The organism is Methylobacterium sp. P3_A11 (genome assembly GCF_056403155.1).
In genome coordinates this window covers 61,016-77,413 of sequence record NZ_JBFUGA010000004.1, presented here as the reverse complement: position 1 = coordinate 77,413, position 16,398 = coordinate 61,016, and the positions used below count along the sequence as shown (strand labels likewise).

The 16,398-nt window shown below is 70.1% G+C and carries 15 protein-coding genes; 8 read left to right on the top strand and 7 right to left on the bottom strand.

Going from position 1 to position 16,398, the window contains the following annotated elements:
• Window positions 1-13 precede the first annotated feature (13 nt).
• Window positions 14-1,252 (bottom strand): metallophosphoesterase family protein, encoded by a 1,239-nt coding sequence (locus AC1DXK_RS02430; protein ID WP_457105733.1) that lies wholly within the window; start codon window positions 1,250-1,252, stop codon window positions 14-16.
• 386 nt (window positions 1,253-1,638) lie between these two features.
• On the opposite strand from AC1DXK_RS02430, the gene AC1DXK_RS02425 reads away from it, so the two are divergent.
• The gene (locus AC1DXK_RS02425; protein ID WP_457105732.1) at window positions 1,639-2,424 is read left to right on the top strand and encodes an endonuclease/exonuclease/phosphatase family protein; all 786 of its coding nucleotides are present in this window, start codon (window positions 1,639-1,641) and stop codon (window positions 2,422-2,424) included.
• On the opposite strand, the gene AC1DXK_RS02420 is transcribed toward AC1DXK_RS02425, so the two are convergent.
• From AC1DXK_RS02420 to AC1DXK_RS02405, 4 genes are all read right to left on the bottom strand, one after another.
• Window positions 2,342-3,778: a phospholipase D-like domain-containing protein gene (locus AC1DXK_RS02420; RefSeq protein ID WP_457105731.1), complete on the bottom strand. Its 1,437-nt coding sequence runs from the start codon at window positions 3,776-3,778 to the stop codon at window positions 2,342-2,344. The genes AC1DXK_RS02425 and AC1DXK_RS02420 overlap by 83 nt on opposite strands.
• 65 nt (window positions 3,779-3,843) lie before the next feature.
• Window positions 3,844-4,155, bottom strand: coding sequence for a hypothetical protein (locus AC1DXK_RS02415; RefSeq protein WP_457105730.1), 312 nt, complete (start codon window positions 4,153-4,155; stop codon window positions 3,844-3,846).
• A 128-nt stretch (window positions 4,156-4,283) separates the two neighbouring features.
• Window positions 4,284-5,102 carry an enoyl-CoA hydratase gene (locus AC1DXK_RS02410; protein WP_457105729.1) on the bottom strand — a complete coding sequence of 273 codons (819 nt, stop codon included), beginning with the start codon at window positions 5,100-5,102 and terminating at the stop codon, window positions 4,284-4,286.
• A 131-nt stretch (window positions 5,103-5,233) separates the two neighbouring features.
• Entirely contained in the window at window positions 5,234-5,704 is a 471-nt protein-coding gene (locus tag AC1DXK_RS02405; RefSeq protein WP_457105728.1) for an AMP-dependent synthetase, read from the bottom strand.
• Between the two features lie 272 nt (window positions 5,705-5,976).
• On the opposite strand from AC1DXK_RS02405, the gene AC1DXK_RS02400 reads away from it, so the two are divergent.
• Entirely contained in the window at window positions 5,977-6,408 is a 432-nt protein-coding gene (locus tag AC1DXK_RS02400) for a hypothetical protein (RefSeq protein WP_457105727.1), read from the top strand.
• Window positions 6,409-6,423: 15 nt separating this feature from the next.
• Here AC1DXK_RS02400 and AC1DXK_RS02395 read toward each other — a convergent pair whose 3' ends face one another.
• Complete coding sequence (locus AC1DXK_RS02395; protein ID WP_457105726.1) at window positions 6,424-7,113, bottom strand: uracil-DNA glycosylase; 690 nt, start codon at window positions 7,111-7,113, stop codon at window positions 6,424-6,426.
• Window positions 7,114-7,363: 250 nt separating this feature from the next.
• Here AC1DXK_RS02395 and hemH point away from each other — a divergent pair, with 250 nt between their 5' ends.
• Window positions 7,364-8,446 carry a ferrochelatase gene (gene hemH, locus AC1DXK_RS02390; RefSeq protein WP_457105725.1) on the top strand — a complete coding sequence of 361 codons (1,083 nt, stop codon included), beginning with the start codon at window positions 7,364-7,366 and terminating at the stop codon, window positions 8,444-8,446.
• Between the two features lie 83 nt (window positions 8,447-8,529).
• Window positions 8,530-8,688 carry a hypothetical protein gene (locus AC1DXK_RS02385; RefSeq protein ID WP_457105724.1) on the top strand — a complete coding sequence of 53 codons (159 nt, stop codon included), beginning with the start codon at window positions 8,530-8,532 and terminating at the stop codon, window positions 8,686-8,688.
• 138 nt (window positions 8,689-8,826) lie between these two features.
• Here AC1DXK_RS02385 and AC1DXK_RS02380 read toward each other — a convergent pair whose 3' ends face one another.
• Window positions 8,827-9,750 carry a foldase protein PrsA gene (locus tag AC1DXK_RS02380; protein WP_457105723.1) on the bottom strand — a complete coding sequence of 308 codons (924 nt, stop codon included), beginning with the start codon at window positions 9,748-9,750 and terminating at the stop codon, window positions 8,827-8,829.
• A 261-nt stretch (window positions 9,751-10,011) separates the two neighbouring features.
• On the opposite strand from AC1DXK_RS02380, the gene secA reads away from it, so the two are divergent.
• From secA to AC1DXK_RS02360, 4 genes are all read left to right on the top strand, one after another.
• Entirely contained in the window at window positions 10,012-12,903 is a 2,892-nt protein-coding gene (gene secA, locus AC1DXK_RS02375) for a preprotein translocase subunit SecA (RefSeq protein WP_457105722.1), read from the top strand.
• 7 nt (window positions 12,904-12,910) lie between these two features.
• On the top strand, window positions 12,911-13,582 hold the full coding sequence (gene bioD / locus AC1DXK_RS02370; protein ID WP_457105721.1) for a dethiobiotin synthase: 672 nt from the start codon (window positions 12,911-12,913) through the stop codon (window positions 13,580-13,582).
• A 122-nt stretch (window positions 13,583-13,704) separates the two neighbouring features.
• The gene (locus tag AC1DXK_RS02365) at window positions 13,705-15,636 is read left to right on the top strand and encodes a potassium transporter Kup (RefSeq protein ID WP_477296718.1); all 1,932 of its coding nucleotides are present in this window, start codon (window positions 13,705-13,707) and stop codon (window positions 15,634-15,636) included.
• A gap of 304 nt (window positions 15,637-15,940) precedes the next feature.
• Entirely contained in the window at window positions 15,941-16,345 is a 405-nt protein-coding gene (locus AC1DXK_RS02360; RefSeq protein WP_457105719.1) for a CsbD family protein, read from the top strand.
• The last annotated feature ends 53 nt before the right edge of the window (window positions 16,346-16,398 follow it).

Below are 16,398 nucleotides of genomic sequence, written 5' to 3'. Positions count from 1 at the left end.
ATAGGCGATCGCCTCAGCAGTGCCGGCCGCCGAGGCGGCCGAGGATCAGCGCCTCCGCCTCCGCGCAGAGCGCGTCGAGTTCGGCGTCGAGGTCGGCTTCCGCCGCCACGGTCCCCGGCATCCTGCCGCCGATCTCGGCCAGGGCCGCCTTGGCGCGCGCACGGAATTCCGGATCGCGATCGAGGTCGGCCAGCAGCGCCGCAGGGTCGATGGCGGCGCCGGACGGTTCCGCGGTCGCCGGCGGACGGCGCGTCTCGAATTTCAGGCGCTCCAGCCAGATGTCCTCGTGCAGCCGATGGGCCGCCGCCTGGATCTCGGCCGTCAGCGAATCCCGGTCGGCCGCGAGGACGTCGTGAGCCGACGTGCTGCCCACGAGGTGGACCCGGACCAGCAGGAGCCGGCGCGCCGCGACGGCGGCGAGCGGCCTCAGGGCGGTCTCGACAGCCTCGACGGCGCCGCGCGGGTCGGCCACCGCGGCGAGATCGACCGCGATCCGCTCGAACCGCGCCCGGTCGAGGGGGAGGCGGCTCAGGCCGGTGACCCGACCGTCGGCGACGTCCACCACGACGGCGCCCTTCTCCCCGCATTCACGCACACTCCGGCCCTGGAGATTGCCGGGGAAAACGATCCAGGGATCCCGGGACAGCTCCGCGTATTCGTGGATGTGGCCGAGCGCCCAGTACTCGTAGCCCCGGGCGGCGAGATCGGCCACCGAGCAGGGGGCGTAGGTCTCGTGGGCGGCGTGACCGGTGCAGGAGGTGTGCAGGACACCGAGATTGAACCAGCCCGCCACGGCCGCCGGGTAGGTCAGCGACAGGTTCTCCTCGACGGCCCGTCCCTGGAAGCTGCGGCCGTGGATCGCCACCCGCAGGGCGTCGAGGCGGAGGGTGCCGGCACGGGCGGACGGGAAGACGTGCACGGAGGCCGGCAACGTGATCGAGCGCGTGATGACGCTCTCGGCGTCGTGGTTCCCGCGCACCAGGATCGTCGGGATGCCGGCGCGGTCGAGGCGCGCCACCTGTCGGGCGAAGAACAGGCCGATCGTAGTGTCGGCCCAGTCGCCGTCATAGACATCGCCGGCCACCACCACGAAGGCGACCGAGCGCTCGATCGCCTGACTCACCAGGTCCTCGAAGGCCTGCCGCCCGGCCGAGGCGAGGCGCCGCGCGAGTTCCGCGTCGCGGGTGGCGAGGCCCGATAGCGGGCTGCCGAGGTGCAGGTCGGCCGCGTGGATGAAGCTGAACGCGGTCATCGGCCTCCGGGTCGGGATCGGTGGTGAAGTCGGAACGCGCGATCCAGAGCGGCCGTCGGCATCCCGTAGCGGGGTCTTAGGCCGCCGACGGGGCTCGCCTCAAGCGGCCATCGGCGACAGCCTGTGGGGCGCGATGCGCGGGCTGCAGGTCCCGAGGCTCCGCCTGACGGGTCGCAGGCCGCAGGTCCGATCCCGTCACCGGGACCGTCGGAGTGCCAGCGGTACAGGTCCCGGGGCCGCACACGATCAGGCGCACGAGCGGTCCTCGCGTCCGGCCGGGCGCGCGGCACCCGGCGCGCACCGAACCTGTCGAACGTCCCGGCCCCGTGCGCGTTAGAGCGTGGCGGTGGCGGGAGCGCCGCATGGTGAGGTACGAGTCCGGCCCGATGATCCCTATTGCACGCCCGGCCCGCGCCATCCCCGTCGCGTTGCCCGCCGCGCCGGTCCGCCCGGCGGATCGGCCGCATCGCCCGTTCAAGATCGTGAGCTGGAACCTGCTGCGGCGCACCGGCGCGGCGGTCGACGACGTGGCAGCCCTGGTCGCCCAGGAGAAACCTGACCTCCTGCTGATGCAGGAGGCGACCCGGGCCATCGGCTTCCTGCTGGACCGGATCGGCGGCCACTATGCCTGGGCGCCCCTGCCGGGCCGGATCCACGGACTGGCCATGTGGAGCCCGAGGCCGTGGCCGGCACCACCCCGGGTGATCACGCTGCCCTCCGGCGCCCTGGTGCACCGGGTCTGCCAGATCCTCGACCTGGGGGAGTTCGGCGTCGCCAACGTCCACCTGTCGCACGGCCAGATGCTGAACCGCCGTCAGCTCCGCCGCATCGTCGGCGAACTGCCTCCGCGGGCGGCGGTGCTCGGCGACTACAACATCGTCGGCCCCGCGCTGATCCCGGGCTTTCGCGATGTCGGGCCGCGGCAGCCGACCCACGCGATGGTCGACGTCCTGCCCCTGCGGCTCGACCGATGCCTCGCCCGCGGCCTCGTCTGCCACGACCACGCGGTGCTGCCGCGGGGGCCGTCCGATCACCGGCCAATCGTCGTCCATCTCGGACCGTCGCCCGAGGCGCACGCCCCGGGGCGGTTCAAAGGTATGGCAGCAGCAGTCGCACGCCTGCGTCGCGCAAACGGATCGGCAGGATCCGGGCGGCGAGATCGTCCCGGCTGAGGCGCGCCTCCATCTTGCCGCGCATGAACCGGTCGAGTTCGGCGGCCAGCTCCGCGTCGATGATCTCGACGTTCAGCTCGAAATTGAGCCGGAAGCTGCGCATGTCCCAGTTGGCGCTGCCCACGAAGCACCAGATGTCGTCGACCACCATCGCCTTGGAGTGGTCGAAGGGCGGGTCGTCGAGCCAGACCCGCACGCCGGCCCGCAGCAGCGGATCGAGATGCGCCCGGGTCGCCCAGTCGATGAACGGATGGTCGCTGACCCGCGGTATGATCACGTCGACGGTGATGCCCCGGGTCGCGGCCTGCGCGAGCGCCCCTGTGACGAGCTCGTCGGGCAGGAAGTAGGGCGTCACGAACCGGACCGTCCGGCGCGCGCAGGCGAGGGCCTGGAGGATGACCTGTTCGATCTTCTCGACATCCGCGTCGGGGCCAGAGGTGACCGCCCGGGCGACGCTGGGTCCGGTGTGCTCGAGGTCGACGAACCAGGGCGCGCCGTCGAGGATTTCGCCGTCGACGAAGGCCCAGTCGGCCGCGAAGGCGGCGGCGAGCTGCTCGACCACGGGTCCGGTCATCCGGAAATGGGTGTCCCGGATCGGGTGCTCGGGCTTCAGCGCGACGCGATTCGGGTGGGAGATGTTGAGGCCGCCCGCGAAGGCAATCTGCCCGTCGAGGATCAGCAGCTTCTTGTGCGAGCGCAGGTTGAGGAACGGCATCCGCCAGGGCAGCGCCGAGTGCATGAACAGGGCCACCGGCACCCCGGCGGCGGTCAGGCGGTGATAGACGGGCGCCCGGAAATAGCCGCCGCCGATCCCGTCGATGATGACGCGGACCTGCACGCCCCGGCCCTGCGCCTCCAACAGGGCGTCGCAGAAGGCGCGGCCGGTGGCATCGTCCCGGAAGATGTAGCTCGACAGCCCGATGCTGGATTGCGCCTCCCGGATCGCCGCCAGCATCACCGGGTAGGCCGCGTCGCCGTTGCGGAACATCTGCACGGTGTTGCCCGAGAAGGCCGGCAGGCCGGTGATCCGCCGGACGGCCCGGTCGAGGGGCCAGAGCGCCTCCGGCACCACCGCGTCGTCGGTGTCGGGCAGCTGCGTCGCGTCGGAAGGCTTTGTCCGCAGCCGCCGGGCGCGGCGCGAGACTCGGTTGATGCCGAAGGTGAGGTAGAGGGCGGTTCCGAAGATCGGCGACAGCCATGCGAGCCCGATCCAGCCCACCGCCACGCTGACCCGCCGCTTGCGCAGCAGGGCGTGCAGGGTGACGCCGATCGCCAGCGCGAAGCCGATCAGCGCCTCGACATCCGACCGCAGCAGGGCGGTCGACTGGACCCAGCGGGTAAGCGCGTTTTCCAAGGTTTCGGTATCCGAATTCGCGGCGGGAGGCGCCGGATTGGCCCGAAGCCCGTGCGGCGGGCGGATTAATCCGCCGGCTTGACCGGATACGCAATGGCGTCGGCGCCGGCGGGCCGCTCGCAGCGATAGGGTCCACTGCCATCGAGGGCCGCGTACAGGACCCGGCCGCCGGAGGCGATGCAACGCGCCTTGGCCTCCGCGTAGGGGCGGTGAAAGCTCCAGATCGTGATCATCGGCCCGATCGTGGCGAGGCAGATGCCGCCGAAGATCACCGCGGCGGCCCAGGTCGCGCCGTTGCGCTCCGGCCGCGGCGGCCGGGGCGGGGGCATCGTGCCGTAGAAGGCCAGCGTCAGACCGAACAGGTCGATGGTGCTCATCAGCCGTTCCGTTTCTGGGCGCCGAGCCCGGCAGGATCGGACGCGCCCGTCATCCTAGGGCAGGGTCGCGCCATCACCTACCAGCGCGGCGCCAGCCGGCCTGCGTCGTATCGCGCCACCGCGCGGGGTCACGGCTCCCAGCGCGGCGGCCGCTTGCCCAGGAAGGCGTCGATGCCCTCCTGCGCGTCGGCCATCATCATGTTCCGGGTCATGACCTCGGCGGCGTAGCCGTAGGCGTCCTCCAGGCCCATCTCGATCTGGCGCCCGAACGCCTCCTTGCCGATTGCCAGCACCCGCCGGGCCTTTCCGGCGATCCGCGTCGCGAGGGCGCCCACCGCGGCGTCGAGGTCCGCCTCGGGCACGACCCGGTTGACGAGGCCGATCCTGAGCGCCTCGGCGGCGTCGATCGGCTCACCCACGAGCAGCATCTCCAGGGCGGCCTTGCGCGACACGGCGCGCGACAGGGCGACCATCGGCGTCGAGCAGAACAGGCCGATCTGGACCCCGGGCGTGGCGAAGCGGGCCGTCTCGCTGCAGACGGCGAGGTCGCAGGTGGCGACGAGCTGGCAGCCGGCGGCGGTGGCGATCCCGTGGACCCGGGCGATCACCGGCTGCGGCAGGTGCGCGAGGCTCAGCATGAGCCGGGCGCAGGTCTGGAACACCGCCTCCGTCGCAGCCCGGGACGGATCGGCGCGCATCTCCTTGAGGTCGTGTCCGGCGCAGAAGGCGGGACCTGCTCCCTGCAGGATCACGACCCGGACCGCAGGATCCTGGCGGATTGCGTCGAGCTCGACCTGAAGGGCGCCCATCAGGGCCATGGACAGGGCGTTGCGCGACTGCGGGCGGTTCAGGGTGAGGGTCGCGATGCCGTCGGCGTCGCTGCGCAGGAGGACCGGTGCCTCCCGATCCGCGGCGACGGAGGGGGCCGTGGCTACGGCTGCGGTCATGGCGGCGTCTCCCGTGCCGGTCTCCCTGATGCGGGACCGGTCTCGCTATCGGAGATTACCACGCGGGCTTGCAGGCCGCGATGCCGCCAGGGCGGGAGGATACCGTCGGCGCCAATCTAAGCGGCTTACGCTCAGGCCCGCTCGGCGAGGGCGTGATCGAGGCTCGCGTAATCGGCACCCGGTCCGTTCCACCAGACGGCGGGATAGCGGGCGAGCCGGCCCATCACGCCGGCATAGGCGCTGGCCAGGGCCGTATCGACGATGACCAGTGCGGCCTCCGACCGGGTCAGGCTGTCGGCCAGCGTCTGGTCGCGGCCGGCGCTGTCCAGGCAAACGACACTGAGGCCGAGGCGCGTGAGGCCGAGGCGCATGGCTTCCGCCTGTCCGAGATCCTGTACCATGAGCGCCACCGTCACCCCGGCGCGCAGGCCCTCACCCCACGCCCAGCGGGCGAACCGGTGCGGACAGATGGCGGCGGCGGGTCCGCCCGGCGCAATGCGCCGGTCCGCAGTGCCGGCCCCGGTGACGCCGGACCGGAAGTGCCGGTCGCTGTCGAGAGCCGGGATGGAGTTGGAGGCCGCAGAGGAATGGACGCCGTACATGCGATGCGGACCGCCTGGATGTGGACAAACCGTAGCCCTGGCGTGACGCGAGCAGGTTAACACTCTCTCACACCGCGCCGTTCCATCGGAAAACCACTCCGTTTTCGGCGCCGTGCCGGCCGGTGACTGAGCCTATGGCCAACGGGCCGTGAACGGCGACGCGCAAAGTGTCGGCAACTTCGGTCGCATTGGCGCGGGCGCGAGACGGGCCTATGTGGCGCAGGCCGGAGCGGCCCGTCAGAGGCCGCCGACCACCGAGGAAACCTTTGCGCATGCGCCCGATTACGACCCGGATCGCCCTCCTCGCCGCCGTCACGCTCGCGGCCCTGCCAGCGCGGGCGCAGATCCGAAATGCCCCGGGGCCGCGCGCCCTGGAATTCGCCGCCTACATCTTCGCCGCCTCCAACGTCTGCGGCTACCGGATCGGCAGCGACCAGTTCGAGGCGCTGCTGGCCAAGCAGAACGTCCAGGTCGCGGATGTCCAGCCGCGGGGCCCGTTCGGGAACCGGGTGCAGACCATGTTCACGCTGATGTCGAACCAGATGCAGCAGAACCGCGACCAGGCCTGCATCGCGGTGGCCGGCGAGTACGGCCCCGAGGGGACGGTGGCCAAGAACGTGCTCCTGCCGGCAGGCCAGGACGCGAAGGCTCCGGCCAAGCCAGCCGAGCCCGCCAAGCCTTCGGTGCCTGCCAAGCCGCAATAGGGATCGTCGCCGGCTTCAGCCGAGCCGCCAGTCGATCGGACGGCGGCCGTGCTCGGCCAGCCAGCGGTTGGCCCGTCCGAACGGGTCGGAACCCGGGAAGTCCCGGGCACGGTTGAGGGGCGACGGGTGCCCGCTCTCGAACACGCCGTGCCGCGTCGAATCGATCAGGGCGGCCCGAGCCCGCGCCTGGGCGCCCCAGAGCAGGAAGATCGCGGGCTCCGGACGCGCCGACACGGCGGTGACGGCCTCGTCGGTGAGCGCGGACCAGCCGAACCGCAGATGCGCCCCGGCCTTGCCGGCCTCCACGGTGAGCGCGCTGTTGAGCAGAAGGACGCCCTGCCGCGCCCAGGGCGTCAGGTCGCCCCCCGCTTCACGACCGGATTCCGCCTCTGCCAGGATCACCCGCAGCGACGCCGGCAGGCGGCCCGACCCCACGAACGAGAAGGCGAGGCCGTTGGCGTCGCCGGGAGTCGGGTAGGGATCCTGACCGAGGATCACCGCGCGGACGTCCTGCGGCGGGGTTTCCGTCAGGGCACGGAAGATCCGATCCGGGGCCGGGAGCACGCCGGCACCCGCGGCGATTCGCGCATCGACGCGGGCCGCCACCGCCGCGGCCTGGGACCCGGCGAAAAACGGCAGCGCCAGCCAGGGGGAGCCGGAGGCGCGGAAGGCCGCGAGGGCATCAGCCACGGGCGTCTCGGGCATGGTCACTCCAGGGTCCGGTGCAGGGCCGACAGTTGCGGYCCGGGGCAGCCCGTGTTTAGGGACATGAGGGCGAGCGTGCGGCACATCGCGGTGCGGCATGTCGCATCCGGTCTTCGCCGGGCGGCTTCGCACCCTAGATGGAAGCGCACCCGCGAGGGGTTAGACTCCGGCCCGGCTCAGGCCCATGCGCCGGCGGCCGGATATGGGAAACCAGAAGAAGGATCTCGGCGCGCGGCGCCGGAACGCTGCCATGAACGAACGCGTCGAACCCGCCGCGCTGGCGAATGGCCGGCCCCTCGCACCGCCCACGCCCGCGGCCGGCACCCTGCCGCCCGACCACCCGAAAGTGGCCTGGGGCCGCGTCGGCGTACTGCTGATGAATCTGGGAACGCCCGAGGGCACGTCCTACTGGCCCATGCGCCGGTACCTCAAGGAGTTCCTGTCGGACCGGCGGGTGATCGAGGTGCCCCGTCTGATCTGGTGGCCGCTCCTCAACCTGATCATCCTGACGAAGCGCCCGGGACCGAAGGGACGCGATTACGCCAGTGTGTGGAACAACGCCCTCAACGAGGGACCGCTGAAGACGATCACCCGCGGCCAGAGCGAGCGGCTGCAGGCGGCCATGGGCGAATCCGTGGTGGTCGATTGGGCGATGCGCTACGGCAAGCCCGAGGTCGCCGGCCGGATCCAGGCCCTGCTCGATCAGGGCTGCGACCGGATCCTGCTGGTGCCGCTCTACCCGCAATACGCCGCCGCCACCTCGGCCACCGCCTGCGATCAGGCGTTCCGGGCGCTGATGGACATGCGCTGGCAGCCGACGGTGCGGGTCTCGCCCCCCTATCATGACGACCCCGTCTACATCGCCGCGATGGCCGATTCGATCCGCGAGGGTCTGGCCAAGCTCGACTTCGAGCCGGAGGTGATCCTCACCTCGTTCCACGGTGTGCCGCGGAGCTACCTGCTCAAGGGCGACCCCTACCATTGCCAGTGCCACAAGACCGGGCGGCTGATCCGAGAGGCGCTGGGCCTCTCTCCGGAGAAGATGCGCACGACCTTCCAGTCGCGGTTCGGCAACGAGGAGTGGCTGAAGCCCTACACCGACGAGACGGTGATGGCGTTGGCGAAATCCGGGGTGAAGCGCATGGCGATCGTCGCCCCCGGCTTCACGGCGGATTGCCTGGAGACGCTGGAGGAACTCGACGGCGAGAACCGCCACTATTTCGAGGAGAACGGCGGCGAGCGGTTCGCCTACATCCCCTGCCTGAACGATACCGATCTCGGCATGAAGGTCATCGAACACGTGGTCCGTCGGGAGCTTCAGGGCTGGATCTGAGGCTCCGCGCTTGCGGGCGCGCCTAGCCCCCCTATTCTTTTCCTAAGCCGGACGGTCAGATCGATTCGGCTCGGGAGGATTACATGGCGTTCTTCATCGGCATCGCGTGTCCGTGGCTGCTGATCGCGGTGCTCGATCGGATCGCCGAAGGGCGCCGTAGCGACGAACTCGCCGCGCTTGGCGTGACGCCGCAACCCGCACCGGCCCAGTCGAGCTATCTCGTCCCAGACCGGCCCTACTGACGGACGCCGCGATCGCCGCCGGCCGCGACACAGATCCATGTGAGCGGTCGGACCGACGATGTCCCGCGCGCCTGTGGGGCGACCCGAAAGGCGCGACGCGGACGACGCATGGCGGGCGGCTTCGCTTTCAGAGCCGAATCAGGGCTTCTTCGGCTCCGTCGTCGGCTGCGCGGCAGCCGGCGGAGCGTCGGTGCGGTCGATCTTGGCCTCCGAGCGGAGCTTCAGGATCATGTCCTGCTGCGCCTTGCGGATCAGGTGCTGGTCGATCTGCTCCTTCAGCTCGTCGAAGGTCGGCTGTGGCTTCGTCCGCTTCTCCTCGACTCTGATCACGTGCCAGCCGAACTGGGTCTTGACCGGATCGGAGACCTGGCCGGGCTTCATCGCGAAGGCGGCGTTGGCGAAGTCGGGCACCATGCGCTCCTTGGTGAACCAGCCGAGATCGCCGCCCTCGGCCTTGGAGCCCGGATCCTTCGAGGTCTCAGCCGCGACCTTGGCGAAGTCCTCGCCGCCCTTGATGCGCGCGGCGATCTTCTTCGCCTCCGCCTCGTTGTCCACGAGGATGTGGCGGGCATGCACCTCCTCCTCGGGCTTCATCAGCTTGACGGTCTGGTCGTAGATCGCGTGCTCCGCCTCGGGCGTGACCGCGCGCTTGGCTTCCTGCTCGAGGTAGTCGTCGAGGAGGAGCTTGTCCCGGAAATAGGCGAGCTTGCGCTTGAACTCCGGGCTGTCGCCGATCTTGGCGGCCTCAGCCGCCTGCGCGCCGACCCGCAGGTCGACCATGTAATCGACAAGAAGGGTCTTCTTCTGCGCCTCGTCCACCCCGGGCAGCGACAGGGCCGGGTCGTCCGCCGCGATGGCGAGGTCGCCCTGCGTGATCGGCTTGCCGTTGACGCTCGCAACGACCGCATCCGCGCTCGGTTCGGCGGCGGGGGCAACGGCCGGCGTGTTCGCGGCCGGCGTCGGGGCCGGGGCCTTCTGAGGCGCCTGCGCCAGCGCCAATCCCGGCATCGCGATCAGGAGGGCGAGGGCGCTGGCGCGCCGGAGAAGGGCGGTGTTCGGCATGCGGGCGAAGTCCTCGGCTCGCGTCTCGGCGCCGCGCCGGAGCGCCCGGGCGGCAGGCCGCGGCACAGGTGGCCCGCGTCGCATGAGAAGGCAAGCGCGGCCATTTCACCGATGCCGGAACCGTGACCGTACCGGCATGCGTTGAGGGCTGCCCCTTCCAGGTGCGCCGGGCGATGTTTACCTCTATAAGCCCGGCCAACTCCGTCCAGGCCGGCCCGCCACGCTCACCCGTGGGCGGGCTCGCGCGTCCGCAGGTCAACGATGCTCGGCTCTATCGCCAAGAAGATTTTCGGCTCCTCGAACGACCGTCGCGTCAAGGGCTATCGCCCGCGCGTGGCGCTGATCAACGCGCTGGAACCGGAGATCCAGGCTCTCTCGGACGAGGCCCTGCGCGCCCGTACCGACATGCTGAAGGCGGAACTCGCCGCCGGCAAGAGTCTCGATGACATCCTCGTGCCGGCCTTCGCGACGGTGCGCGAGGCGGCCAAGCGCGTCTTCGGCCAGCGCCACTTCGACGTTCAGCTCATCGGCGGCATGGTGCTGCACGAGGGCGGCATCGCCGAGATGAAGACCGGCGAGGGCAAGACCCTGGTGGCGACGCTGCCGGTCTACCTCAATGCCCTGGAGGGCAAGGGCGTCCACGTCGTCACCGTGAACGACTACCTCGCCTCCCGCGACGCCGAGTGGATGGGTCAGGTCTACCGGTTCCTGGGCCTCAGCGTCGGCACGATCGTGCACGGGCTCGACGATGCGCAGCGCAAGGAGGCCTATGCCTGCGACATCACCTACGGCACCAACAACGAGTACGGGTTCGACTACCTGCGCGACAACATGAAGTACGAGATGTCCCAGCTGGCGCAGCGGGGACACAACTTCGCGATCGTCGACGAGGTCGATTCGATCCTGATCGACGAGGCGCGCACGCCGCTGATCATCTCGGGTCCGGTGGACGACCGCTCGGAACTCTACGTGTCAGTCGACGCGCTGATGCCGCGCCTGCGCAAGGAATATTACGACCTCGACGAGAAGCAGCGCACCGTCTCGCTGACCGAGGAGGGCAACGAGTTCATCGAAGAGGCGATGCGCGAGGCCGGTCTCCTAAAGGAGGGCGACCTGTATGACGCGCACAACGTCACCCTGGTCCACCACGTCAACCAGGCGCTACGCGCCAACACCCTGTTCACCCGCGACAAGGACTACATCGTCAAGAACGACGAGGTGGTGATCATCGACGAGTTCACCGGCCGCATGATGCAGGGCCGGCGCTACTCGGAGGGCCTCCATCAGGCGCTGGAGGCCAAGGAGCGGGTCACGATCCAGCCAGAGAATCAGACGCTCGCCTCGATCACCTTCCAGAACTATTTCCGCCTCTACAAGAAGCTCGCCGGCATGACCGGTACCGCCTCGACCGAGGCCGACGAGTTCGCCGAGATCTACAAGCTCGACGTGGTCGACATCCCGACCAACAAGGAGGTCGAGCGCGTCGACGAGGACGACGAGGTCTACCGGACCGTCGGCGAGAAGTACGAGGGCATCATCGCCGAGATCGACAAGGCGCATGGACGCCACCAGCCGATCCTGGTCGGCACCGGCTCGATCGAGAAGTCCGAGCACCTCGCCGAGATGCTGAAGAAGGCCGGCTACACCCTGCTCGACTATTCCGATCCGAACGCGCTGACCGACGTCTACGCCGCCGCCCGCGAGGGCCGGGTGACCAAGCGCTTCGCGGTGCTGAACGCCCGCTTCCACGAGCAGGAGGCCTACATCGTGGCCGAGGCCGGCGTGCCGGGGGCGATCACCATCGCCACCAACATGGCCGGCCGCGGCACCGACATCAAACTCGGCGGCAACCTCGAGATGCGCATCGAGAAGGAGCTCGGGCATCTCGCGGAGGGGCCGGAGCGCACGGCCGCGATCGAGGCGATCAAGGCGGAGATCGCCGACAACCGCGCCAAGGTGCTGGCCTCGGGCGAGCCGGCCGATCCCGAGGCGGGCCGCAAGAAGGCGCTGCCCGGCGGCCTCTACATCATCGGCACCGAGCGCCACGAATCGCGSCGCATCGACAACCAGCTCCGCGGCCGCTCCGGCCGCCAGGGGGATCCMGGCCGCTCGAAGTTCTACCTGTCGCTTCAGGACGACCTGATGCGGATCTTCGGATCCGACCGGATGGACGGGATGCTGCAGAAGCTCGGCCTGGAGCAGGGTGAGGCGATCATCCACCCCTGGATCAACAAGGCCATCGAGAAGGCGCAGCAGAAGGTCGAGGCGCGCAACTTCGACATGCGCAAGAACGTGCTCAAGTACGACAACGTCATGAACGACCAGCGCAAGGTCGTCTTCGAGCAGCGTCGCGACTTCATGGGCCAGGACAGCGTCCGCGAGACCGTGGACGAGATGCGCGAGGGCGTGATCGACGACTTCGTCGCCCGCTACATCCCGGAGAACGCCTACGCCGAGCAGTGGGATGTCGCCGGCCTGCGCGAGCAGGTGACGGAGGTGCTCAGCCTCGACGTCCCCGTCGAGGAGTGGGCCAAGGAGGAGGGCATCGCCGACGAGGAGATGCGCGAGCGCCTGCTCAAGGCGGCCGAGGAAGCTTATGCAGCCCGGACCGAGAAGAACGGCCCGGAGATCATGGCCTATATCGAGAAGCAGGTCCTGCTCCAGACCCTCGACCATCTCTGGCGCGAGCATCTCGTCACCCTCGACCACCTCCGGCAGGTGATCGGCTGGCGCGGCTTCGCCCAGCGGGACCCGCTGAACGAGTACAAGTCGGAGGCCTTCGACCTGTTCAACGGGCTGGTCACGGCCCTGCGCGAGCAGGTGACGGCGCAGCTGTCCCGGGTCGAGATCATGATGCAGGAGCAGCCGGAAGAGTACCCGCCCGGCGGCCCGGCCCTGCCGCCGATGTTCGCCCAGCATCTCGACCCGGTCACCGGCGAGAACGAGATGGACTACGCTGGGCTCGGATCGGGCAGCGACGGCGGCGGCGGCCCCGCCTACGGCTTCGCCGCCCAGGGCTTGGCCGCGGATGGTGCCGTGCTGGAGCGCGACCCGAACGACGTGGCTACATGGGGTCGCGTCGGCCGCAACGAGCCGTGCCCCTGCGGATCGGGCAAGAAGTACAAGCACTGCCACGGCACGCTTCAGGCCTGAGGCCGGCATGCCCGCACGGGCCGTCTTCATCGCCGGGGCCGGCACGGAGATCGGCAAGACCTACGTCACCGCCGCCCTGACCCGGCGCCTGCGGGCGCTTGGCCGGCCGGTCCGGACCCTGAAACCCCTCGCGAGCGGCGTCCCGCCGCTCGACGATCCGGGCTTCGCCGAGAGCGACACCGCCCGCCTGCTCGACGCGCAAGGCCTTCCCCTCGAGGGGGACTCCGTGGAGGCCTGCTCGCCCTGGCGGTTCTCTGCGCCGCTCTCGCCCGATCAAGCCGCCGTGCTGGAGGGGCGCAGCCTCGCGCTGTCCGACCTCGTCGGCTGGTGTCGCGCGCAGATCGCCGCGACGGAGGGTACGCTCCTGATCGAGGGCGTGGGGGGCCTCATGAGCCCGGTCACCGAGGTGGCGACGGGCCTCGACTGGCTTCGGGCGCTCGGGCTGCCGGCGCTCCTGATCACCGGCAGCTATCTCGGGGCGATCAGCCACGCGCTTACCGCCTGCGAGACGCTGCGCCTTCACGGTATCCCGCTCCTCGCGGTGGTGGTCAGCGAGAGCGACGGTGCGCCGACACCGGCTCGCACCGTGGCCGCATCGATCGGCCGCCATGCCGGGGCGCCCGTCTTCTGCCTGAGACGCGGCGAGTCGTGTCCCGACGCGCTCGCAGATGTGATCTGAACCGTCGCCGTATCCCACCCCGATGAGGCCGAAGCGGCGCTGGACGGCGTAGCGGCAGCCGCTACTTGTCGGTCGGAGGCGATGCACCCCCCTGCAGGGTCGTGTCCGACGGGAGCCCTGCGTTGAGTCAATCCCTTGCCCCCGCGACGGATTCCGCTGTGGACGCCGCAGAGCCGGACCGCAGCCGGCTGCGGCCGGCGCTGATCCTGGGCGCGCTGGGGGTCGTCTACGGCGATATCGGCACGAGCCCGCTCTATGCGTTCAAGGAAGCCGTGAAGGCGGCGACCGCCGGCGGCGCCTCGGTGCCGGCGGCGGCCACAGGCGCGGTTTCGCTGATCCTGTGGTCGCTGATCCTGATCGTGTCGCTGAAATACGCGGTGCTGATCCTGCGCGCCGACAACCGCGGCGAGGGCGGCATCGTCGCCATGCTGGCGCTGCTCGGCGCCCGGCAGGCCCGGCCGGGGACGTGGAAGGCRCTKCTGCTGGTGGTCGGGCTCATCGGGGCGGCCCTGCTCTACGGCGACGGCGCGATCACGCCGGCGATCTCGGTGCTCTCGGCGATCGAGGGCCTGAAGATCGACGCGCCGGCGCTCGGGCCGTACGTGGTCCCGATYACCCTCGTCATCCTGGTCGGGCTGTTCCTGGTCCAGCACAAGGGCGTGGCCGCCATCGGCCGCGTCTTCGGACCCGTCATGCTCGTCTGGTTCGCGGTGCTGGCCGGGCTCGGCGTGATCGGCATCGTCGCCAATCCCGAGGTGCTCGCGGCCGCCAATCCGTTCCGGGCGCTCGATTTCATGCTGCACGCCGGCTGGCACGTAAGTTTCGCGATGCTCGGCGCGGCCTTCCTCGCGGTGACCGGCGGCGAGGCGATGTACGCCGATCTCGGCCATTTCGGCGCGACGCCGATCCGTCTGGCTTGGTTCGGGCTCGTCCTACCGGCGCTGGTGCTCAACTATTTCGGCCAGGGCGCGCTGCTCATCGCCGAACCCGACGCCCTCGAGAACCCGTTCTTCCGCCTCTGCCCCGACTGGGGCCACCTGCCACTCGTGCTGCTCGCCACGCTGGCGACCATCATCGCCTCGCAGGCGATCATCTCCGGCGTGTTCTCGCTGACCCAGCAATCGGTCCAGCTCGGGTTCCTGCCGGCGATGCGCATCGTGCAGACGGCCCGCGAGGAGCGCGGGCAGATCTACGTCCCGATGGTGAACTGGCTCCTGGCGGTCGCGACGCTCGCGGCGGTCATCATGTTCGGTTCCTCCGATGCGCTGGCCGGCGCCTACGGCATCGCGGTCTCTATGCTGATGGCGATCACGACGCTCCTGGCCGCACTCATCGCCCTGCGCTGGGGCTACAAGCCCATCTTGGTCTTCGCGGTGAACGGTGTCTTCCTCGCCATCGACGCCGTGTTCTTCGCCGCCAACAGCGTGAAGCTGATGGAGGGCGGTTGGTTTCCCCTGCTGCTCGCCGGCGTGGTCGCGCTGATGATGTTGACCTGGAAGAAGGGCAACGAACTCGTCGAGGCGGCGCGGGTCGCCCTGCAGCTTCCGGAGGACGTCTTCCTGGCCGGCCTCCAACACCGCGATCTGCTGTGGCTGCCCGGCACCGYGGCCTTCCTGTCGGCTGCCGAGCACGGCATTCCGCTCCACCTCTCGCGCTTCGTCGAGCGCAACCACGCCCTCATGGAACGGATCCTGATCATCACCGCGCTCTACGAGGAGACGCCGACGGTCCCCAGGGCGCAGCGCGCGCACGTGACGATCCTGGCACCGGACTTCTACCGGGTGATCCTGCGCTACGGCTTCATGGAGGATGCCTCGATCCCGGAGGGGCTCGCCTGCGCGGTGGAATCCCGCCACCTGCCGCCGCACGTGCTCGACGACATGACGATCTTCGTGGGGCACGAGACGATCATCCCGCGGAAAGACAAGCGCGGCATGGCGCCGTGGCGGGAGAACCTGTTCGCCTTCATGCAGCGCAACGCCGAGCGAACCGGCGCCTTCTTCGGCGTGCCGACCCGTCAGGTGGTCGAGGTCGGGACCGAGATCGAGATCTAGGCGATCCGCCCAGACCTTTTCGCCACCCGGCAAGTCACCGGCGGGAGGCGGCAGAGGAAAGGTCCCGCCGTCTCCGGACATCGCGCGACAATCCGGCCCTCGATGTCAACCGAAGAACGCCTGGCGACTGGTGAGGCACAAGCGGGCGCTGAGCCGGTCGGGCGGAACCCTGTGTCAGCTCTTCGGCATGAGGCACGGAAACTTGAGGTCCGGGCGCCGCGTCGGAGGGAACCTGAGGCATCCGTCGCCGTTCCGACCCGACGCAGGCGAAGAGCCCATGCGGTGCGCCGAACCGGAGGACAGGATGAACAGGGATCATATCGAGGGCGGCGTCCGCCATCTGCGGGGTCGCGTCAAGACCGCCGCCGGTGCAGTCCGGGGCCGCGCGGCCGACCAGCTCGACGGCGCCTACGATCAGGCCGCCGGCGCCGCCCAGTACGCCTACGGCGAGGCCCGCGAGGCGGTGCGCGACCTGCGTGACGGCGGCGAGCACCTCGTGGAGGAGGGCCGCACCCGGTTCCGTCAGGTGAGCGAACGCGGTCACGCCCTGGCGGACGAGGCCATCGAGCGCGGCCAGCACTATCGCGACCGCGCCGCGCGTCACGGCCGCAGTCTCGCCGCCCGTGCGGACGAGAACCGCACCGCGACCCTGGCCCTCGTGGCGGCCGTGGCCTTCGGCATCGGCTGGCTGGCGCGGCCGACCCGCTGAGCGTCGGCACCGAGCCATATCCGCAGAGGCGGGGCAGCCATTCGTGCAGCCGC